Source organism: Hymenobacter fastidiosus (assembly GCF_039539565.1).
In the GTDB taxonomy this organism is placed as follows: Bacteria; Bacteroidota; Bacteroidia; order Cytophagales; family Hymenobacteraceae; genus Hymenobacter; species Hymenobacter fastidiosus.
In genome coordinates this window covers 18,725-38,855 of record NZ_BAABDJ010000037.1, presented here as the reverse complement: position 1 = coordinate 38,855, position 20,131 = coordinate 18,725, and the positions used below count along the sequence as shown (strand labels likewise).

General features: G+C 59.7%; 16 protein-coding genes and 1 tRNA gene. 5 read left to right on the top strand and 12 right to left on the bottom strand.

Annotated features, from left to right (window positions below; all coding sequences use genetic code 11):
- Nucleotides 1–58 precede the first annotated feature (58 nt).
- The 5 genes from ABD833_RS16405 to ABD833_RS16385 form a co-directional block, all read right to left on the bottom strand.
- Nucleotides 59–1,708 (bottom strand): RNA-directed DNA polymerase, encoded by a 1,650-nt coding sequence (locus ABD833_RS16405; protein ID WP_345074451.1) that lies wholly within the window; start codon nucleotides 1,706–1,708, stop codon nucleotides 59–61.
- Between the two features lie 21 nt (nucleotides 1,709–1,729).
- Nucleotides 1,730–4,111 carry a ribonucleoside-diphosphate reductase subunit alpha gene (locus tag ABD833_RS16400; RefSeq protein WP_345074450.1) on the bottom strand — a complete coding sequence of 794 codons (2,382 nt, stop codon included), beginning with the start codon at nucleotides 4,109–4,111 and terminating at the stop codon, nucleotides 1,730–1,732.
- Between the two features lie 546 nt (nucleotides 4,112–4,657).
- Nucleotides 4,658–4,951 (bottom strand): hypothetical protein, encoded by a 294-nt coding sequence (locus tag ABD833_RS16395; protein ID WP_345074448.1) that lies wholly within the window; start codon nucleotides 4,949–4,951, stop codon nucleotides 4,658–4,660.
- Nucleotides 4,952–4,970: 19 nt separating this feature from the next.
- On the bottom strand, nucleotides 4,971–6,701 hold the full coding sequence (locus ABD833_RS16390) for a T9SS type A sorting domain-containing protein (RefSeq protein WP_345074446.1): 1,731 nt from the start codon (nucleotides 6,699–6,701) through the stop codon (nucleotides 4,971–4,973).
- 269 nt (nucleotides 6,702–6,970) lie between these two features.
- Entirely contained in the window at nucleotides 6,971–7,930 is a 960-nt protein-coding gene (locus ABD833_RS16385) for a ribonucleoside-diphosphate reductase small subunit (protein ID WP_345074445.1), read from the bottom strand.
- A 492-nt stretch (nucleotides 7,931–8,422) separates the two neighbouring features.
- Here ABD833_RS16385 and rplU point away from each other — a divergent pair, with 492 nt between their 5' ends.
- The gene (rplU, locus tag ABD833_RS16380) at nucleotides 8,423–8,728 is read left to right on the top strand and encodes a 50S ribosomal protein L21 (RefSeq protein ID WP_345074443.1); all 306 of its coding nucleotides are present in this window, start codon (nucleotides 8,423–8,425) and stop codon (nucleotides 8,726–8,728) included.
- A gap of 90 nt (nucleotides 8,729–8,818) precedes the next feature.
- A complete protein-coding gene (gene rpmA, locus ABD833_RS16375) occupies nucleotides 8,819–9,100 on the top strand; it encodes a 50S ribosomal protein L27 (RefSeq protein WP_345074442.1) in 282 nt (93 codons plus the stop codon).
- Nucleotides 9,101–9,199: 99 nt separating this feature from the next.
- On the opposite strand, the gene ABD833_RS16370 is transcribed toward rpmA, so the two are convergent.
- From ABD833_RS16370 to hemW, 4 genes are all read right to left on the bottom strand, one after another.
- Nucleotides 9,200–9,901 (bottom strand): hypothetical protein, encoded by a 702-nt coding sequence (locus tag ABD833_RS16370; protein ID WP_345074441.1) that lies wholly within the window; start codon nucleotides 9,899–9,901, stop codon nucleotides 9,200–9,202.
- 77 nt (nucleotides 9,902–9,978) lie between these two features.
- Nucleotides 9,979–10,749, bottom strand: a complete 771-nt coding sequence (locus ABD833_RS16365; RefSeq protein ID WP_345074439.1) for a cyclase family protein — start codon at nucleotides 10,747–10,749, stop codon at nucleotides 9,979–9,981.
- A 304-nt stretch (nucleotides 10,750–11,053) separates the two neighbouring features.
- Nucleotides 11,054–11,545, bottom strand: coding sequence for a hypothetical protein (locus ABD833_RS16360; protein ID WP_345074438.1), 492 nt, complete (start codon nucleotides 11,543–11,545; stop codon nucleotides 11,054–11,056).
- Nucleotides 11,546–11,596: 51 nt separating this feature from the next.
- On the bottom strand, nucleotides 11,597–12,733 hold the full coding sequence (hemW, locus tag ABD833_RS16355) for a radical SAM family heme chaperone HemW (RefSeq protein WP_345074437.1): 1,137 nt from the start codon (nucleotides 12,731–12,733) through the stop codon (nucleotides 11,597–11,599).
- Between the two features lie 205 nt (nucleotides 12,734–12,938).
- On the opposite strand from hemW, the gene ABD833_RS16350 reads away from it, so the two are divergent.
- Nucleotides 12,939–14,801, top strand: coding sequence for a BamA/TamA family outer membrane protein (locus tag ABD833_RS16350; RefSeq protein ID WP_345074436.1), 1,863 nt, complete (start codon nucleotides 12,939–12,941; stop codon nucleotides 14,799–14,801).
- A 387-nt stretch (nucleotides 14,802–15,188) separates the two neighbouring features.
- Here ABD833_RS16350 and ABD833_RS16345 read toward each other — a convergent pair whose 3' ends face one another.
- Nucleotides 15,189–16,304, bottom strand: a complete 1,116-nt coding sequence (locus tag ABD833_RS16345) for an alpha/beta hydrolase (RefSeq protein ID WP_345074434.1) — start codon at nucleotides 16,302–16,304, stop codon at nucleotides 15,189–15,191.
- A 306-nt stretch (nucleotides 16,305–16,610) separates the two neighbouring features.
- Between ABD833_RS16345 and ABD833_RS16340 the strand changes: the two genes are divergently transcribed.
- Nucleotides 16,611–16,683: transfer RNA gene (locus tag ABD833_RS16340), tRNA-Met, on the top strand.
- Between the two features lie 190 nt (nucleotides 16,684–16,873).
- On the top strand, nucleotides 16,874–17,641 hold the full coding sequence (locus ABD833_RS16335) for a creatininase family protein (RefSeq protein ID WP_345074433.1): 768 nt from the start codon (nucleotides 16,874–16,876) through the stop codon (nucleotides 17,639–17,641).
- A 124-nt stretch (nucleotides 17,642–17,765) separates the two neighbouring features.
- Here ABD833_RS16335 and ABD833_RS16330 read toward each other — a convergent pair whose 3' ends face one another.
- Nucleotides 17,766–18,074 (bottom strand): hypothetical protein, encoded by a 309-nt coding sequence (locus ABD833_RS16330; protein WP_345074431.1) that lies wholly within the window; start codon nucleotides 18,072–18,074, stop codon nucleotides 17,766–17,768.
- Between the two features lie 209 nt (nucleotides 18,075–18,283).
- A complete protein-coding gene (locus tag ABD833_RS16325; RefSeq protein ID WP_345074430.1) occupies nucleotides 18,284–19,939 on the bottom strand; it encodes an MFS transporter in 1,656 nt (551 codons plus the stop codon).
- Between the last annotated feature and the right edge of the window lie 192 nt (nucleotides 19,940–20,131).

The following is a 20,131-nucleotide window of genomic DNA, read 5'->3' as shown; positions in this document are numbered from 1 at the left end:
TCTAATTGTTAAATCTTGGATAATTATTTTACCAACTCTATAATTACTAAATAACCTTCTATTTCTTTCTCTTGACCTTGAGAGTTAGATTATCCATATTGGCCACATAAGCTATTACTGATTTATTATGGAAAAACGCATCTTCAAGGCGCCTAAAGAGTCCATTGCGCCTGCTTTTTTCTAACCGTGCGAGTGTACACATGAGCTTTGTCTGAACTAGGCCATTAGATGCTTTACACATCTGCTCTAAACGGTCTAAGTCAGCTGCATTTCCATGTCTTCCGACAAACTCAGTTGTTACAGCACTGAGATATTCAGGGCTCGAACTATCAAAAGCTAATTGGCGGACCCTTGCCAATAGTCTTGCGGTTGGAATGATACTACGGTTATTGAGCCATTCCACAAGTTGATAGTTCTGGTACTCGTAGACAGAGTTATTAGAGCACAGAAATTCCTCTATTAGACTTAGAGAATTACCGTAATCTACCTCCGTCAGGTAAGTGAGAACTGTATGCATTTCCTCAGGATGCATCAAAAATACGAAGTCGCAATAGTGCGCCGCATGGTCATCTTTCTCCTGATAAAGACGTTTCATTAGGAACCTGAACAACGACTTATCAAAAGGATAATCACCCTTCGTGAAGAAAGTATCAAACGCTTCCTTTATGATTCGGATATGCACTTTATTGATATCTTCTTCATCTTCTTCTACATCTTGAGAAGAGTCATCAACAGACCCATTTGCAAGCAGCAGTTCAACTGGATCTTTTTTCAGTTTATTGATGATATCGATGATGATAGGCTGAATGGCTTCAATCTTTTTTACAGCATCGTGTTTATGGTAGATTTTTGTCTTAGCCGATTGCAAGCTTAGTCCTTTTTCACGAAGCAAGACCGTCAAGGCAATTACTGCTTTCTTCGCCTCCTGTTCAGAGTCGCAAAATATTCTGATATCGTCTACGTAACGGTAATGGTCATAACCCATGTTGGCAAGTGCCTTATCGATGGGGTCCATGTAGACCTTGGCAAGTATGTCCGAAGGAATGCACCCTTGTGGTAATCCTCTTCCAGATGTGCTTGCCCATCTATTTAATGCACGGCTTAACAGGTCGCACTCGCCGGCTGAAATTCCCAATGAACGAAGCTGAGAGCCGAGAATTGATAGGTCAATATTTTCATAGTAACCGGCTATGTCAGCAACAACCACATGGGAGTACTTCTGAAGCTTTGCGACACTCTTGACGCGAAAGTTCTCCCAGCCTTTGAATCTGTTCAAAATCCATTCGGATTTCTGTTGTGCGCCATTTAATCGGTAAGAATAGTCCACTCTATCTTGCGACCAACCAATTAAATCGTAGATTTTCTCAAAAGCAGAGCCTACTAGTCCGTAATAGACCAAAGTGTCTTCAAGAGTTAGGATTGAACCGGGACGGACTAGATATCTACCTTTAGGAACATTGCAAATGCTCATATTACCGAACACGTAAGTTCCAGTTTTGAGCTTGTTATCAATATCGTCAAGCCACCCTCCGAGGTTGAGTTTAATTAACTCCAATTCGTGCATACAACGCACAAAAGCACGGTCAGGGACTTCATTCCTCATTCGCTCCCAAGCTAGGCGCAAATTAAGAGTAAGTGCTGGATGAGGCATTTGGTGTAAGTCGTTTGGTTGAAATGGAGAGAGCAACACTTGGTGTTGCTCTCTCACAATTACAAATACCTTTTCGCCTTACGACCCACACGCCTCGCAATCCTCCGGGTTATCCAGCGAGCAGCTCATGTCGCTTTGCTTTTGCTCTACCATCGCCATGGGCTCCAGGGTTTCGGCGGCTTGCTTCTGCACCGTGAACTTGATGGCGTCGGCGGCGGCTTTGGTGCGCAGGTAGTACATGCCCGTTTTCAGGCCGCGCTTCCAGCTGTGGAAGTGCATGCTGGTGAGCTTGCCGAAGTTCACGTTCAGCACGTGCAGGTTCAGGCTCTGGCTCTGGCAGATGTACGCGCCCCGGTCGGCGGCCTGGTCGATGATGCGGCGCTGCGAGATTTCCCACACCGTCTTGTACAGGTCTTTGATGTGCTGGGGGATGCGGGCAATGCCCTGCACCGAGCCGTTGGCGGCAATGATTTCCTGCTTCATCTGGTCGTTCCAGAGGCCCAGGGCCACCAGGTCCTTCAGCAGGTGCTTGTTGACCACCATAAACTCGCCGCTGAGCACGCGGCGCACGTAAATGTTGCTCGTGTAGGGCTCAAACGACTCGTTGTTGCCCAGAATCTGGGCGGTGCTGGCCGTGGGCATAGGCGCTACCAGCAGCGAGTTGCGGGCCCCGTGCTTCACCACCTCGGCGCGCAGGCTCTCCCAGTCCCAGCGGCCCGAGTCGGGCGTCACGTTCCAGAGGTCAAACTGGAACTTGCCCTGGCTCAGGGGCGAGCCGGGGAAGGTTTCGTAGGGCCCGTCCTTGATGGCGAGGTCCTTCGAGGCCGTCATGGCCGCGAAGTAGATGGTTTCGAAGATGTCCTTGTTCAGGCCGCAGGCTTCGTCGCTCTCGAAGGGCATGCGCAGGGCAATAAACGTATCGGCCAGCCCCTGCACGCCCAGCCCGATGGGGCGGTGGCGGAAGTTCGACTTCTGCGTTTCGGGCACCGGGTAGTAGTTCACGTCAATCACCTTGTTCAGGTTCAGCGTGGCCTGGTACGTCACCTCGTACAGCTTGTCGTGGTCGAAGGTGGTGTTGCCCTTGGCGTCGGTGACGAGGTAGCGGGGCAGCGCCAGCGAAGCCAGGTTGCAGACCGCAATTTCGTCCTTGTCGGTATACTCAATTATTTCCGTGCAAAGGTTAGATGACTTAATCGTGCCCAGGTTTTGCTGGTTCGATTTGCCGTTGGCCGCGTCCTTAAACAGCATGTAGGGCGTGCCCGTCTCGGTCTGGCTTTCCAGGATGGCAAACCACAGCTCCTGCGCCTTGATGGTGCGGCGGCCGCGGCCTTCCTTCTCGTACTTCAGGTAGAGCTTCTCAAATTCCGGCCCCCAGCTATTGTCCATGCCGGGGCATTCGTGGGGGCACATCAGGGTCCAGTCGCCGTTTTCCTCCACGCGCTTCATGAACAAATCGGGCGTCCAGAGGGCGTAAAACAGGTCGCGGGCGCGCATTTCCTCCTTGCCGTGGTTCTTTTTCAGGTCCAGGAATTCGAAAATGTCGGCGTGCCAGGGCTCCAGGTAAATGGCGAAGGCGCCCTTGCGCTTGCCGCCGCCCTGGTCCACGTAGCGGGCCGTGTCGTTGAACACCTTCAGCATGGGCACCAGCCCGTTGGAGTTGCCGTTGGTGCCCTTGATGTAGGTGCCCGTAGCCCGCACGTTGCTCACCGACAGGCCAATACCGCCCGCCGACTGCGAAATCAGCGCGCAGTTCTTCAGCGTGTCATAGATGCCGTCAATCGAGTCGTCCTTCATCGTCAGCAGGAAGCACGACGACATCTGCGGCTTCGGCGTGCCGGCATTGAACAGCGTGGGCGTGGCGTGGGTAAACCACCGCTCGCTCAGCAGATTGTAGGTTTTGATAACCGAGTCGATATCGTCCTTGTGGATGCCCACCGACACGCGCATCAGCATGTGCTGGGGCCGCTCCACCACCTTGCCCTCCAGGCGCAGCAGGTACGAGCGCTCCAGCGTCTTGAAGCCGAAGAAGTCGTAGTTGTAGTCGCGGTCGTAGATGATGGCCGAGTCCAGCGTGGCGGCGTGGTTATGGATGATTTCCCACACGTCCTTCGCAATCAGCGAGGCATTCTCGCCGGTCTTGGGGTCCTCGTAGGTATACAGCCGCTTCATGGTGCTGCTGAACGACTTGGAAGTCACCTTGTGCAGGTTGCTCACGGCAATGCGCGCCGCCAGAATGGCGTAGTCGGGGTGCCTGGTGGTGAGCGAAGCGGCGGTTTCGGCGGCCAGGTTGTCGAGCTCCACCGTCGTCACGCCGTCGTAGATGCCGTCAATCACCTTCTTGGCGACTTCAATCGGCGAGATAAAGTTCTGATTGAGCCCGTAGCAGAGCTTTTCGATGCGCGCCGTGACTTTGTCGAATTTCACGGATTCGCGGCGGCCGTCGCGTTTGAGTACTAGCATGAGCGAGCAGGTTGAGGTAGTTGGGTATAATGTCGCCACGCCGGGAAAGGGCGGGCACCAGATTCGAAAAGCAGAGGAGCCGGGCTAGTGCGGCGTTCCTGATGCGGAAGTTATCCCCTTCCGTTGGGTACGACAAACGGAAAGTTTAGAAGTTTTCCACATTAGGCTAAAACGGTGCGGTTCACGCCCTTTTTTGGAATTAGCGGGGAGCTATACGGTCCCAAAATGAATCCGTAAATAGGGTTGAGGTTCTGCCGCAAATTTGATAGTATCGGAGTTGCCTCCGAGGGGATATAAACGCAAAAATCCCCCGACCTTCTGCCTTGTTCTTACCCAAATCTTGAGCGGGCTTGCCCGGATGTGCTTCACGCAGGGTCCCGCAGGGGTAAAGCGCGGTGTCTCGCAGTGCCATTCAGCAAAATCACGGCGCAACCCTGCGCTTTACCCCTGCGGGACCCTGCGTGGCAGCTTCCTCACTGCCGCTACAAAAGTTTTGGGGAAGCACAAGTCCTTCTACGGGGGCTTTTTGGCTATTCAGGAGCAGGGCTACTTCCAGGCGTAGCTAAAGCAGCTGCTCAACCTACGAATGCTTTCCTCCTTGAGAAACGGATACGCTACCCGCAGGGCCTGTTGCACGCTGGCTATGGCTTCAGAGTAGGTTGTCACCGACCAATCAACCGGGTAATCGACGGAGAAACGGTAGGCTTCCTGCCCGAAGCAATAGGTCGCGAAGCCATACTCGGCCTGGATAGCAGCACCGCGCTTCTCGTCGAGCCAGGAGCCCAGGTGGAGCAAAATGGCGTCGTTAGCCTTAGCTTGAACCGTTGGTAAAATTTCCATGCGCAACCCCAACCGCCGGCTACTGCACCACCAGGCGCGCCAGCGGGCTGAAGCCCGCTGCCGTCACGACCTGCACCGTGTAGAGCCCCGCCGCAACCCCTGCCAGGGGTAGACGAGCTTTGGTGGCGGCAGCGGCAAAAGAAACCTGCTGCACGAGGCGGCCGGTGAGGTCGCGCACTACTACGTAGCCAGCGTGGGGCTGGGACGGCAGGGTTACCGTCGTCGTGGCGTCCGTGGGGTTGGGGTACACCGCCAGGGCCGGCAGCACCTGGCCGGACTTGGTGGCCGTTATTCCCGACGTCAGCCGGGCAATGAAAGGCTCGTAGGTGGCGCTGTTGGCGGCCAGCAGGAAGCTGCCGAGCTGCACCGGCCCCACGGCGACCCCGGCAATATAGACCTGCCCACTCGGGTCGAGGCCAATGCCGCTGCCGCCCATCTCGCCACTGTCGTTGCGCAGGCTCCAGCGGGGCGTGCCCTGGGGCGTCAGGGCAATAACGCAAAGGTTGACGGCCGTAGGCGCGGAGCCGGTCAGGGTGACGCCGGCCAGCGTGATGCTGCCCATGAAGGCCTGATCGAGGTAGCTGTTGCCGGCGACATCCGTCACGATACCAACGTTGTAGTTATCCTCGGAGGGGCTGGAAAGGAAGCTCCACGCCAGAGCGCCCTGCGCAGTATAGCGCGCTACAAAGGACCGGAAATTAGAGGGCCCGGCCGGGGGCCGCTCTTCGCCATTACCAATCAGGCTTACGTTGCCGGCCGGGTCGGCACTCAGGTGCCGCACGATGTTTTCTCTCAGGCCGGCAATAGCGGAGGGCATGCCGGTGGCCCATTGGGGGGTACCGGCCGCGCTGTACTTGGCCACAAATCCCTCGGTCTTGTAGAGCGTACCCGGCAGGGTTATCGTGCCAAAGGCGGCATTGCCATCATAGCTGCCGCCGATGTAGATGTTGTTACTGGCATCGACGCTCAGGTCCGAGGGACCTTCGCCGCCCTGGCCGCCATCCTGGCGCGCCCACAGCACCTTACCCTGCGGGTCGAGCTTGGCCAGCAGAATATCCTGGCTGGGATAGGAGCCATTGGAGTCGACGTACAAGGTGCTGGTGAGCGTGGCAGTCCCTATCGTCACGGACCCGGAAAACCACCCGCCCAGCACTACGTTGCCCACGGCATCCACGGCGATGCCACTACCGCCGGCGCTGCCGCTGCTGCTACTGGTGACCGCGCCCAGGCGCTGGGCCCAGAGTAGGCCCCCCGTGGGGCTGAACTTCGCCACGTAGCCATTCAGCTGAGTGCTCCCAGGGGTGTAGGCAGGGTCCGTAAGCGTGATGCCCCCGACGCTGACAGACCCGTAGAAGGAGCCGGTCAGGTAGGCGTTGCCGCCGGCATCCAACGCTACGGCGGGCGCCACGGTTTCGTAGTTGGCGCCGTTCAAGTGCTTAGCCCAGAGCAGGGTGCCACTGGGGCTGTACTTTGCCAGGTAGCTGTCGTAGCCGTCCGGCGACGACAGGACCGTGCCGCCTACGTCCAGAGTGCCGTGAAAGTCGCCTACCACATACATGTTGCCGCTGGCATCCACCCGGATACCATCGGCCGAGCCACCATCCCGCGTGGGGTCGATGCCGCCACTGGCCAGCCGCCTGGCCAGCGTCCAGCCAGGAGCATTTTGGGCCCAGGACGTTGCGCCCGTGAGCAGGAAGCCCGCGCAAAGTCCGATTCTAAGGCAGGCAAACCCGTATGTAAAAATTCGCATCTAGGACAAGAAAAGAGGTAATACAAAAAAGCCCGGCCGCCCCTGGGGTAGTGGTGAGCTGTAACTAATAAGCTTGAAATGAAACAGCTTGCCCAGCACGCAGCAAGCTTTACTACCCGGGCCTATCGGACGCCCAGCCAGCATGTTGCGGGCAGCTGATTGTTTCGGCCAACCTACCCCGGCGTATTCAGGCCGCGAGTCCGGCAAAACCAAGCCCGGCTCTCTTTGCAGATGAGCCGGGCTGAAAACGGGCGGGCAGCGCCCAGAGCTTAAAAATCCTCGTTCAGCGAGAAAGCGTTTTCGGTCCGCTCGCTCATCACGCCGGCTTTCTGGTACTCGGCCACGCGCTTCTCGAAGAAATTGGTTTTGCCTTGCAGCGAAATCATTTCCATGAAGTCGAACGGGTTGGTCGAATTGTAAATCTTGCTGTAGCCCAACGATTCCAGCAGCCGGTCGGCCACAAACTCGATGTACTGCGACATGGTCGCGGCGTTCATGCCAATCAGCTTCACGGGCAGCGCATCGGTTACGAACTCCTGCTCGATGCTCACCGCGTCGCGGATAATTTCGTGGACGCGCTCTTCCGAGAGCTTGTTCTGGAGGTAGCTGTAGAGCAGGCAGGCGAAGTCGCAGTGCAGGCCTTCGTCGCGCGAAATCAGCTCGTTGGAGAACGTCAGGCCGGGCATCAGCCCGCGCTTCTTCAGCCAGAAGATGGAGCAGAACGAGCCGGAGAAGAAGATGCCTTCCACGGCCGCGAAAGCAATGATGCGCTCGGCGAAGTCCTCGGAGTTGATCCACTTCAGGGCCCACTCGCCCTTCTTCTTCACGCAGGGCACCGTTTCCAGCGCGTTGAACAGGCGGTCCTTCTCCCTGGGGTCCTTGATGTAGGTATCGATCAGCAGGGAGTAGGTTTCCGAGTGGATGTTTTCCATCATGATCTGGAAACCATAGAAGCAGCGCGCCTCGGGCATCTGCACTTCCTGCATGAAGTTCACGGCCAGGTTCTCGTTCACGATGCCGTCGGAGGCCGCGAAGAAGGCCAGCACGTGGCTGATGAAGTGCCGCTCGCCGTCGTTGAGGGTGTCCCAGTCCTTCTGGTCCTGGCTCAGGTCGATTTCCTCGGCGGTCCAGAACGAGGCTTCGGCCTTCTTGTAAAACTGCCAGACGTCGTTGTTCTGAATGGGAAACAGTACGAAGCGGTTGGGATTTTCAGTGAGCAGCGGTTCCATAGGCGGAGAAAAAAGAGGCGAAAGAATAACCGGAACCCCGGCGGAAGCAGTGGCTTTTCAACCCGGTGCTTCCCGAAATGTTTGGCTCCGCCACCCGGAAAAAAGGTCGTGGTCGGGGCACCAAATATAAACCCGACCCCGCGGAACACAGCCCCCGGATTCCGTTTTTTGTGTGTTAATTTTTCCGTATGACATTACGGAATTGTTGTCGGCCGGCGGCGCGAAGAGCCGAAAAACGGCGGAAAACGAAGCTAAAAAGTCCTGTTTCAGGAAAGTTATCCACATTAGCACTGTGGACAAGTTGGCTTATCCACAAAAATGCTATTCGCGTACCCGTTCGGGCGTCCTTTACTGCTGAGCGTAATAGTGGCTTAACGTATCTCTGCGGCCCTTTCTCCGGCCGAGTAGATGATGATTAGTGCGTTAGGTTTGGTTTTGTGGCAGGATACTTCTACTTTTGCCTTCCAATTTTCAGAAAACGCGAAGACGCCGATGTACGCAATTGTCAACATAGCCGGGAAGCAGACCAAGGTCGAAGCCAATAAATTTGTATACGCCCACCGCTTGGCTGGCAACGTCGGCGATACGGTAGAGCTGGGTAAAGCCCTGCTGACCGAAAGCGAAGGCACCATCACCATTGGCTCGCCCCTGCTGGACGTAGCGGTGATGGGCACCATCCTGTCGCACGTCAAAGGCGACAAGGTGCTGGTATTCAAGAAGAAGCGTCGTAAGGGCTACAAGAAGCTGAACGGTCACCGTCAGCAGTTCACCAAAGTAATGATCAATAGCATCGGGTAATTGAGTTGCCTGTTTTGTGTTGCCAGTTGCCAGTGTTTGGCAGCAATCATACTGGCAACTGGCAACTGATAACTCACAACTCATAAAACAATGGCACACAAGAAAGGCGTAGGTAGCTCCAACAACGGCCGCGAATCTCATTCTAAGCGCCTGGGCGTGAAGATCTTCGGCGGTCAAGAAATCATTGCCGGTAACATCATCGTGCGTCAGCGCGGCACCAAGCACCACCCCGGCCAGAACGTGGGTATCGGCAAGGACCACACCCTGTTCGCTATGATCGATGGCACGGTGCAGTTCCGCAAGGGCCGCAAGGACCGTTCGTTCGTAACGGTAGTTCCCGTGACCGAAGTAGCTGTTGCTGCTGCCGCTTAGTTCTAGCGTGTTACGGCTCGTATGAGCCGGACCAGAATAAAAAAGGGACCATCCGCGAGGATGGTCCCTTTTTGTCTTGGCCCTACCGGAGGCAACAGACTACTTCCCGAAGTACAGACCCAGGTTGACCTGGAGCGACGGATTGAACGCGCCGGAGGAATAGCCGATGTTCGCCTCACTGCGCCTGGCTCCCAAGCCGACCCCCGCGTTGCAATCAAAGAGGAAGCTGCGGCCCAGGCGGCGCTGCATTCCCCAGAGCACGTTGAGCGTAGGCGTGTACCGGCGGTGCAGGCTGAAGGGGCTGTACGGACTGAGCGGGGAGCCTCCCTGATACCGGAAGTAGCGCTGGCGTTCCGTGTGAACTTCCACCGCCAGGTAGTTGCCGATGAAGTTGCCATGAGCGCGGTTGTGCTGCGCCCGGCCCGCCTGATTGTAGTAGTAGCGGCCTCCGATGCCAAGCGCCCCCGTAGGAATCAGAGGATTTCGCTCCTGAAAATAAGTATCCTGCCGCGCCAGGGCGAAATCGGCTTCGAGCTGACCGTAGAGCGTAAACCGGGAGCTGAGCACATACTCCGCTCCTACCGCCACCGGCAGCCGATAGGGTATTCCAGAGTAGCCGGCCCCGTATCGAAAGGGTCGCGCCACGTTCAAGCCCACTTTCACCAGCAGCTTCCGGGGGGTTGCCTCAGCCGGTTCTGTTGGCGGGCTGGGCTGAGCGGAATTAACGCTTGTCTGCCCAAGGCTGAACGTGGCGCTGCCCAACAGCAGCAGACCGGGTAATAGTAGTTGAAGACGACGCATAAAGGATCTACTGGATGAATGGAAAACTCATCTGGTAGATACCGCGGCAGCCGGAGCAGTTGCACCGGGGCAGCAGGCTAACCCGGCGGGTGTGGTAGTAGCGCGTAGAGCACCGGCTTGCTGGGGCTGGCATCCAGCTCCAGGCTGGTGACCTGCAGATTGAGCAGGTACCGCCCGTCGGCAACGGCGTCGGGCACGAAGATCAGCTCCGTGATGGTGGCCGACTCGCGCGGGGCGTGGGGGTACTGCCAGAAGGCGTGGTGGGCCAGCAGCTCCCCGGCGTCCTCCTCCCGGTCCACGCTGGGCAGGTCGAGGAGCAGATGCTGGATGTTCTGAGCCACGAGGTAGTGAGCCAGCGCCGGTTCGAGGTAGGTTGGGTTGGTGCCGGAGTACTGGCGACGGCGCTTGGCCGGCTCGTTGGGCAGGGTGCGCAGGATCAGGGCTTCCGGCGCGTCGGCGGCGGCCAGCCGGGGCTGCACGTCCGCCAGCAGCACCACCAGGTCGCCGTTGGGCTGCGGGCGCGGTGCCACCGAAATCAGCTGGGCCACGAACAGGAAGCGGCGCAGACAGCGGTTGAGCGTGGCGGCCGGGTCGGGGCTGATGTGGCCGTAGCATTCGGTGTGGGTGCCGTTGCCGTGGGGCGTAACGTGCACGCGCTGGTAGTTGGTGCTGCCCCCCAGCGCCACGCTGCCCACGAAGCGGCCCACCCGGATGACGTCGAACCGGACCGGCTCGGCCCAGAAGCAGTTGACCTGCTCAATACCGGGGGCCAGCGGCAGGGAAATATCCAGGGGCGCGGCGGGGTCGAAGGAATAGGTGCGGCCGTTGTGGGGGTAAGTAGCGGGCATATTCAGGGTCGGTTGAGTAGTTGCTGCCCGTGAGCCAGCTGGTTGAGCATCCGGCTGATTTCCGCGGCCCGGCTCAGGACCATAAGGTGCGGGCGGCCCGGAATCAAACAGCCGGCCGGCGCAGCATCCGGTCGTGGGTGCCGTGGATGCGGAGCGCGGGGCCCCGGCTGTCCCAGTGCCGCGCCCGGTCGATGGCCCGGCGGGCGTACCCGGGCCCGGTGTCGCGCAGCACAGGCCGCCGGTCCCGCTCATCAGCCCCGGGGCCGAATATCCGGAAGGATACTGGCTGGCGAATTCGCGGCGGCTACGGCTCGATGCGCAGGAACACGCCTTCCAGGTAGAAGATGTTGTGCGGGGTGCTGCCTTCGTATTCCTCCTCTTCGTCCTCATTGCCATCAAAGTCCGCGTCCGTCTCGGCTTCGTCGTCGGCTTCGTCATCTTCGTCCTCGAAGTCATCGGCGGGGTAGGTGCAGGAGAGCTTCATGGCCACGCCGGCCAGGGGCACGGGCGGCTTGTCCTCGGTGCTGTACTCCAGCAGGCAGGGCCATTCCGTAACGGTGGCCAGGGCTTCGGCCACGTCTTCCTGCAGCGCTTCGGCCCGGGGGCCCGCCAGCCGCAGCAGCAGATCGAGGGACGGGAACTGCAGGCCCAGGTGGAAGAAATGGAGGCTTTCGTCAAAAAACGTGGTAGCCCACACCGTCACGTCGTCCGTATTGTCGAAGACAATGGCCGTAATCTGAATCTGCTCGACAAAAAAGTCGGCATCGTCGGCGAGGGCGTCAATCAGGCGTTTCATTGCCTGAACATACGCAAAACCGCCGCTTCTGCCCAGCGCCCGGGCCGGGACTCAGGCCGTCAGAAACAGCTCCAGCGTAATCTGGTCGGCCAGCAGCTTGCCCCGGTCGGTGAGGCGCAGGGTATAATCGTGCACCGTGGCCCAGCCGTTTTGCTGTAGCTGCCCCAGATAATCAGCGCGTTGGCTCCGCAGGTCCACACCCAGGGTGTGGTGCAGATAGGTCAGGTCGCAGCCGCGGGCGGTACGCAGGCTGGTCATCAGATATTCGTTAGCCCGGTCGGTGGGCGAAAGAATTTCGCGGGTAATGGGTACTTCGCCCCGCTCCAGCACGGCCGCTACATACTGCGCGTTGTTGGCCACGGCGGCCTCCCGGCTCTCGCCATCGAAGGAGTGGGCGCTGGGGCCGAGGCCGAGGTAGGGCACCCCGCGCCAGTAGTTGGCGTTGTGGCGCGACTCGCGGCCGGGGCGGCAGAAGTTCGATATTTCGTACTGCCCGTAGCCGTGCCGGGGCAGCCCGGCCAGCAGCCGCTCAAACTGCGCCGCCACGAACTCGTCGGGCGGCGCCACGAACGTACCCTTGCGCAGGCGGCGGCCGAATACCGTGTCGGGCTCGATGGTAAGGGCGTAGCAGGACAGGTGGGGAACCTGAAGCGCGAAGGCCTGGGCCATATCCTGCTCCCAGATGCCGTGGTCGGCCGCGGGTACCCCGTAGATTAGGTCGATGGAAATATTCTCGAACCCCACGTCTTGGGCCAGCCGCACGCAGTCCTGCGACTCCCGGGCCGAATGGGCGCGGTTCATCAGGCGCAGGTGAGGCTCGTGGAAGCTCTGCAGGCCAATGCTCAGGCGGTTGATGGGCGCCGCCGCCAGCTCGCGCAGCTTGGCCGGCGTAAGGTCGTCGGGGTTGGCTTCCAGCGTGACTTCGACCTGCGGGGCAACCTGAAAGTGGCGGTGGATGGCGCTGAAAATGGTGTCCAGCTCCGCCGCCGTGAGCAGCGAGGGGGTGCCGCCGCCGAAGTAGATGGTTTCCAGCACGGGCGTTGGCCCCAGGTACGCCGCCCGCAGTGCCATTTCCCGCACGATGGCGTCCACCAACCGGCTTTTCAGCGCCATGGACGTGCTGAAGTGAAAGTCGCAGTAGTGGCAGGCCTGCTTGCAGAAAGGAATGTGGAGATAAAGGCCGGGCATTGGGGAAGTAATCGGGACTCGGTAAACAGGAAATCAGAAGGTGGGCCGGCGTACGGTTTCCTGGCTCAGCTACTGCGGTGGTCGGGCCATCCGGCAGGGCAGAAACCCGGCAGGAATAGCCCCTCAGCAGCTGCGGCCTACCTCCTGTTGGCGGCCGCAGTACTTTCGGGAAATTAAAAGCGCGTTTCTGCGTTTGTGTTCCCAAATGTACGCCCGTCCCCTCGCTTTCTTCCTGCTAAGTGTGCTGCTGCTGCTGGCGGGGTCAGGGCTGGCGTGGGCCCAGACGCTGCCGGCCGCCGGGCAGGTTCCGGTCCCGACGCCCGCCTTTCCGCCTACCTCCTCTCAGCCCGACACCACCAGCCGCCGGAAAATAGCAGTAGGGCCGCGCACCCACATCCGGGTGGTGACGGAGGCGGCCGATCAGGCTTTGCTGCGGCGCTACCGCCACCGCCCGTCGGCTACCGATTCGCTCGCGGCCCAGCGGGAGGTCCGCGCCCTGGTGCTGGCCTTGCAGGCCGATTCCTACCTGACGGCCTCCGCCGACGCCATGCGCTGGAGCCGCGATACGCTTCGGGTGCAGCTGTACGTGGGGGAGAAATTCCGCTGGGCCCGCCTGCGCAACGGCAACCTCGGCGACGGGCTGCTGACCCGGGCCGGCTTCCGCGAAAAGCTTTACGCCAACAAGCCCTTCGAGCCGGCGGAATGGACCAGGCTCCAGCAGCATATCCTGGCCGAAGCCGAAAATCAGGGCTACCCTTTCGCCACCGTCCGCCTCGACTCAGTGCAACTGCGCGGGGCCGATATCGAAGGCCGCGTGGTGCTGGACCGGGGCCGGGTAGTGGTGTTCGACTCGATCCAGATTGTGGGCAAGACCAAGACCAGGAAGCAGTTCCTGACCAAGTACCTGCAGATTTTTCCCAACCAGCCCTACAGTCAGCAGCGGGTGGAAGCCGCCGCCCGGCTGCTGCGCCAGCTGCCCTACCTGCAGGTGCGGGGCGAGCCGGAAGTGCGCTTCGCCAAGGGCAAGGCCCGGGTGTACCTGTTCATCGACGACCGGTCGTCCAACCAGTTCGACGCCATCGTGGGGGTGCTGCCCAACCCGAATCCCGGCGTGGGCCAGAAGAAGCTGCAGATTACCGGCGACGTGACCATCAACCTGCGCAACCTGAGCGGGGGCGGCAAGCAGATCGGCCTGCAATGGCGCAAGCTCGACGTGTCGTCCCAGCTGTTTGATGCCCAGTATCTTCATCCCAACTTTTTCGGCACGCCGCTGGAGCTGGGCGGCAGCTTCAACCTCTACAAGCAGTCGAATGCCTTCCTGACGCTGCGGCCGCGCCTGCAGGTCACCTACCCCACCGCCCGGGCCGGGCGCATCACCTTCTTCACCGAGCGCCGCAGCTCCCGCCTGCTCTCCGACTCCACCTTCCGCCTGCGGACTGTGCTGCCCGACACCATCGACTCCGAATACAACTCCTACGGCCTCGAATACAACTGGAACAGCCTCGACGACCTGTTTTTCCCGCGCCGCGGCCGGCTGGCCAGCGGGCTGGCCGCCGTCGGCACCAAGCGCATCAGCAAGAACGCCGACCTCAACGACACCCTCTACCAGCGCCTGCCGCTGCGCTCCACCCAGATAACGCTGGGCCTGCGGGTGGAGCAGTATCTTCCGGTGGGGAAGAACGGGGTGGTCCTGGCCCGGCTGCGGGGCGAGTCGCTGGTGAACGAGCGGCTGTTTCTGAACGACATGTTCCGGCTGGGCGGGCTGGCCACGCTGCGGGGCTTCAACGAATACGCCTTCTACGCCAGCTCCTACGGCATCGGCACCATCGAATTCCGGCAGTTCACCGGCGGCGACACCTTCGTCTTCGTCTTCGCCGACCAGGCCTACCTGCGCCGCGACCTGGACAACGACCAGACCAGTGACACGCCCACCGGCCTGGGCGCGGGCCTGAGCTTCCGCACCGGGGCGGGCCTGTTTCAGTTCGTATACTCCGTGGGCCGGTCCCAGGATCAGCCCTTCTCCCTGAGCACCTCCAAAATCCACTTCGGCATCACCAGCCGGTTTTGATGGGCTAATGTGGAAATGTGCTCATGTGGGTTTAATGTGCTAATGTGCTGATGTGTTAATGTGCTGATGTGGGCTGGTGGGCTGATGTATTAATGTGCTGAGGGGGGAATGTGCTGAGTTAGGTTGGTGGGCTGATGGGTTAATGCCGGCCTGCAATCCTGAGCAAGGGCGAAGGACCTTCCTCCTATTGGAGCACGAGCCGTTTCGGAATGCAAAAAGCCCTTTACCATTGCGGGTAAAGGGCTTTGCTCGTTAAGGTATGTCAGCGGATAGCCGGGGAAGTTTCTGTGCGTTACTCAGGACAACAGGTTGATATTCTCACCTCAGCACATGAGCACATTAACCCCACATCAGCACATTAGCAACACATGAGCACATTAACCCACATTAGTTAAGAGCCTTCTTCAGCTCGCCGGCGGCCAGGGCCTGGGCTTCCTTCGCCTGGGGCACTACGGCGCCCATGCCGAAAAATTCGTGGGTCACGTTGTCGTAGAGCTGATAGGTGACCGGAACACCGGCCGCTTTGAGCTTGTCGGCGTAGGTTTTGCCCTCGCTCATCAGCGGGTCGATGCCGGCGCCAATGACGGTAGCGGGAGCTAGGCCTTTCAGGTTGGGGGCCGTGACCAGCGAAATCATCGGGTTCTTGCCGTCGGCGGGAGTACGCAGGTACTTGTCGAAGAACCAGGCCATGAAGGGCTTACTCAACGGCTTGGCGGCGGCATTCTTCTGGTACGAAGGCGTGTTCAGATCATAGCCGGCAATGGGGTATACCAGCAGCTGGTGCTTGGGCTGCATCACGCCCTTGTCGCGGGCCATCATGCACACGGCGGCGGCCAGGTTGCCCCCGGCGCTTTCCCCGGCCACGGCCACCCGCTTGGGGTCACCCTTGATAGAAGCAGCGTTTTTCAGCACCCACTGGTAGGCGGCAAAGGAGTCGTTGTGAGCGGTGGGAAACTTAAATTCCGGGGCCTGCCGGTAAGCCACCGACACGAAAATAGCGCCGGTCTGCTCGGCCAGGGCGCGCACCGACGGATCATACGTATCGAGGTTGGCAATAACCCAACCGCCGCCGTGGTAATACACCACCACCGGCAGCGGGCCGGTAGCGCCCTTAGGCATGTAGATCCGGGCTTTCACGCCGGGCGCCACTTCCTTGCTCATCGTATCGAGAGGAGAAGGCGGCGTTTGAATGCCAAAGTCCTTCATCACGGCCATTGTGGCGTCGGTGGCGGAAGGCCCTTTGCGCACTTGCGCTACCGGCAATTTTTCCGGGGGCGTAGGACCACTCAGACTAGCCAGCTTCTCCATTACGGTCAGCATTTCGGGTCCGATGTTAGGAGCCCAGGCCGGCGCCGGTCCGGCGGGCGTCACGGCCCCGGCGGTGCCCGCCAGAGCGCTGGTATCGGCCATCATCGCGGCGGAGTCGGCCATAGCCCCATCAGCACTGGCCTGCTCGCCGGTCTTGTTGCTGTTGCAGGCCGCTAACCCTACCAGGGACGCCATAAGTGGGGTAAGTAGCCACGCCCGGCTACCGGAAGAAAGACAAGGAAAGCTCTTCATGTGTTTTGGAAAGAAAAAGTAGTAGAGGAACGGACTCGGCGGTGTACGTAGCTATGCGGTATAAAAGTTGGCTCCGCCCCCACAATTCCCGGTTGCCGTTTAGCTGACGCCGGGGTTTACGGGGAAAATGGCAGGCACCGGTAAAAATAATCAAGCTGATAGTCAGCCTCAAAGCGGGCTGGAGAAGCCAATAAGTGCGGGGCTTACTGTTATTCTAAAAAACCCTCCTACATTTGCAGAACCAAACAGTGCGGGGTGGAGCAGTTGGTAGCTCGTTGGGCTCATAACCCAAAGGTCACAGGTTCGAGTCCTGTCCCCGCTACCTAGATAACCCGGAAGCTTCTCAATGCGAGTCGCTTCCGGGTTTTTTGTTTTCCTTGAGGGTCTACTGGCGCTGTTGGCACCCAGGCCGGCCGAATACTGCGGGCGACTTGCCGTCGGGGAATAGCGGCCGGCTTTGGCTTCGGTATTTTCAGTTGGGCTCTCTGGCGGCCTTACCCAACCTATTATTTATGGCTCCTCGTCCCTACATTCTCGCCGAAACCACTTGGCAAACCGTGCGCAACACCAGGTATGAGGTGGTCGTGCTGCCCTGGGGCGCCACTGAGGCGCACAACTACCACCTGCCCTACGCTACCGACAATTTTCAGTGCGACTACGTGGCCGCGGAGGCGGCCCGCAAAGCCTGGGAGCAGGGAGCCAAAGTAGTGGTGCTGCCCACCGTTCCCTTTGGCGTGAACACCGGCCAGCTGGATATCACGCTCGACATAAACCTGAACCCGAGCACCCAGCTGCTGATTTTGCGCGACTTGGTGCAGGTGCTCAACCGGCAGGGAATTCCGAAGCTGGTAGTCCTGAACGGACACGGCGGCAACGACTTCCGCCAGATACTGCGCGAGCTGCAAGCCGAATTTCCCGGCGTGTTTCTCAGCACCGTGAACTGGTTTAAAGCCGCCGACCGCAGCCGGTTCTTCCAGGCCCCCGGCGACCATGCCGACGCCCTGGAAACCAGTGCCATGCTGCACATTGCCCCGCAGCTGGTCAGCCCCCTGGCCGAGGCTGGGGACGGAGCCGCCCGGCAGTTCCGCATTCGGGCCCTGCGCGAGGGCTGGGCCTGGGCCCAGCGCGAATGGAGCAAAGTATCGGCCGATACCGGGGTGGGCAACCCCATGGAAGCTACGGCGGAGAAAGGGCAGGCTTTTCTGGACGCCGCTACCACCAGCATCGGGCAGTTTCTGGTAGAACTGGCTGCCGCCGACCCACAGGATCTGTACGAATAGCAGCTTCGCTGAACCCACGGATTGCCAGTTTCACTCAGTCCTAATAAATAACTGAGCCGCCTTTTCCAATGGAAAGGCGGCTCAGTTATTTATTAGGACTCCCTACCAGAGTCCGGGGACTTGCTTACTGCCGCTTGGGCATCGTACCCACTGGGGTATCCACTTTGATTACGCCCTGGGCTTTGCGGGGAGCCCGATTGATGGAGGCCTTACGCTTGGCCTGCCGGCGAAGCTTCATGCGGCGGAAAAATCCGGGTTTACGATGTTTGCTGCGGCTGTTACCGCGGTAGCGTTTGTAGACGGGCCTTGGTATTCGGGGGTAGTCGAGCGTTTCAGTCAGGGTTTCGGAGCGGCCAGCCGAGTCGGCCAGCGCGGCGGCAGGTTCTACCAGCACCAGAAAGGCACAAAGCAGGAGAAGAAGGAGCCTGGTCATACGAAGGAGGTTGAAACGTTTTTTACCCGCCAGCCCTTACTCAAAGATTAAGCCATCTTGTGCAGATGAGCCGGCGCAGCCTGGCAGAACGGGCTACCATACTCAAGACAGAGTATAGTCAGATCAAATACGTACAATCAGCTTGCAGGGATTTAGCGCCCAAAACGCGGCGGCAATTGCAGGGCAGGCCGCCGCTGCGCCCCGCCGACTTACGGCTGCGCTTCCAGATTCTGCAGAGGCGTGGCCACTTCCACGTTGGTAGTCCGGGGAAAGGCCAGCAAATGGGTGACGTGCGGCGGCTCGGATCCCGTGTGAAACTGCTTGACCCGGGCTTCTATCGTTTGGTCTTCCTTGGTAAACCGTTGGTGCTGCCGCTGGTGCTCACCCCAGGTGGCCACGTAAAAAAATTCCGTGATGCGCTCCGGGTGCGCTACATCAGCAAAAACTCCGGCCCGCAACGCTCCATCCCGCAGCCGCAGGCGGGTGAGCTGCTCCGTTGCCTGCCGGAATGCGGGCCAGTCGGGCGCGGCTACCCGATACGCTATCATCACCACCACCGGCCCGTCATCGGGGTCGATGGCGCTATGGACTTTGGGTTCCGGCCAATGGCCGGCCGGATCAAGGTTCAGATTCTCGGCCGAGCGCATCGGAAATGGGATGGCCAGCAGAACGCTCAGCAGCATCCAGCCGGCAGCCCCTACCAGCGACAGCGTGAGCGTAGTGCGGTCGGCCAGCTCCCCCCACACGAGGCTGCCTACTGAAAGGCCCGCCTGAAACACCAGCATATAGATGCTGATAACGCGGGCCTGCACCCATTTGGGCACGTTTAGCTGCACCGTGGTGCTGAAGCTGGTCATCACCATCAGCCAGGCCACGCCGGAGCCAAACATAACCGGATACAGCCAGTACACGCTCGTGAATAAAGCCAGCGCCAGATTGGTGCCCACAAACGCCAGGCTCCCCAGCAGCACCCGCTGATTGAAGTTGAGGCGCGAGCCGGTGCGGCCCATCAGAAAGGCCCCCGCTACCGCTCCGGCCCCCAGCCACGACAGCATCGTACCGTAGTGCCCGGAGCTCAGCTGTAGCTTGCGGGCAATAACCACCGAGACCAGGGCCCACATGGCACTGACGCCAAAGGAAAAGGCAAAAGTGCGTACCAGCACGCCATACAGGGCCGGGGAGTACTGCACATACCGCATGCCGGCCTGTAGCGCGCCGATAAAATTCTCCGCCGGGCCGGTTGCCCGCGTGGGGTCGCGCTGCCAGGCATATACCACGGCCCAGGTTCCCAGAAAAGAAATTCCATTTAGCACAAACACGTAGCCCGGCGAGTAGTAGGCAATAACCAGCCCGCCAACGGCCGGGCCGATGGCGCGCGCAATGTTGTTGCTCACCCCGTTCAGCGTGATGGCAAACGGCAGAGCAGGCCGCGGAACCAGCTCCGTTACCACCGTTTGCCAGATGGGGGCGTTCAGGGCCGCCCCCATGCCGAGCAGAAACGTGAAGCCCAGGATGCCCAGGGCGGAAATTTCGCCCAGCAGAGTGAGGATGCCCAGAATGCCCGCCATCACCACCATGAACGCCTGGGTGAACAGCAGTAACCGACGGCGGTCAATCAGATCGGCCATTACGCCGGAAGGAAGACTAAGCAGGAAGGCGGGCAGACTGGTAGCGGTCTGCATCAGGGCCACTACCAGGGCCGAAGTAGTGAGCGTAGTAACCAGCCACACGCCCGCTACATTCTGCATCCAGGTGCCTACGTTCGACACCAACCCGGCAATCCAGATGGCCCGGAAAACAGCAAAAGTCAACGGCGTCCACAGCGTAGGCCTGGTAGCGGAAAAGGTAGCGGGGGCAGAAGTCATAATAGGTTGCCGGAAGCAGCCGGTCAGGTGGCACTTCAGCAACAGCTTCGTACGAGCTTTGGTCGCGCAAAGATTGTTCGGGCCGGCAGCTCCGCTAAGCTCTTGGCCCCGCCTTCCTGACCAGCCAGCTTCAGGGCCGGTCAGTCCGGAGCCTCAATCCCCCAGCGCCGTCTGGTTTGCCGGGCTCAGCCG

Coding starts and splice junctions, on each gene's coding strand:
- rplU (WP_345074443.1), top strand. CDS start 8,423: ATGTACGCAATTGTCAACATAGCCGGGAAGCAGACCAAGGTCGAAGCC.
- ABD833_RS16400 (WP_345074450.1), bottom strand. CDS start 4,111: ATGCTAGTACTCAAACGCGACGGCCGCCGCGAATCCGTGAAATTCGAC.
- ABD833_RS16325 (WP_345074430.1), bottom strand. CDS start 19,939: ATGACTTCTGCCCCCGCTACCTTTTCCGCTACCAGGCCTACGCTGTGG.
- ABD833_RS16350 (WP_345074436.1), top strand. CDS start 12,939: ATGTACGCCCGTCCCCTCGCTTTCTTCCTGCTAAGTGTGCTGCTGCTG.
- ABD833_RS16360 (WP_345074438.1), bottom strand. CDS start 11,545: ATGAAACGCCTGATTGACGCCCTCGCCGACGATGCCGACTTTTTTGTC.
- ABD833_RS16330 (WP_345074431.1), bottom strand. CDS start 18,074: ATGACCAGGCTCCTTCTTCTCCTGCTTTGTGCCTTTCTGGTGCTGGTA.
- ABD833_RS16370 (WP_345074441.1), bottom strand. CDS start 9,901: ATGCGTCGTCTTCAACTACTATTACCCGGTCTGCTGCTGTTGGGCAGC.
- hemW (WP_345074437.1), bottom strand. CDS start 12,733: ATGCCCGGCCTTTATCTCCACATTCCTTTCTGCAAGCAGGCCTGCCAC.
- rpmA (WP_345074442.1), top strand. CDS start 8,819: ATGGCACACAAGAAAGGCGTAGGTAGCTCCAACAACGGCCGCGAATCT.
- ABD833_RS16365 (WP_345074439.1), bottom strand. CDS start 10,749: ATGCCCGCTACTTACCCCCACAACGGCCGCACCTATTCCTTCGACCCC.
- ABD833_RS16395 (WP_345074448.1), bottom strand. CDS start 4,951: ATGGAAATTTTACCAACGGTTCAAGCTAAGGCTAACGACGCCATTTTG.
- ABD833_RS16345 (WP_345074434.1), bottom strand. CDS start 16,304: ATGGCGTCCCTGGTAGGGTTAGCGGCCTGCAACAGCAACAAGACCGGC.
- ABD833_RS16335 (WP_345074433.1), top strand. CDS start 16,874: ATGGCTCCTCGTCCCTACATTCTCGCCGAAACCACTTGGCAAACCGTG.
- ABD833_RS16390 (WP_345074446.1), bottom strand. CDS start 6,701: ATGCGAATTTTTACATACGGGTTTGCCTGCCTTAGAATCGGACTTTGC.
- ABD833_RS16385 (WP_345074445.1), bottom strand. CDS start 7,930: ATGGAACCGCTGCTCACTGAAAATCCCAACCGCTTCGTACTGTTTCCC.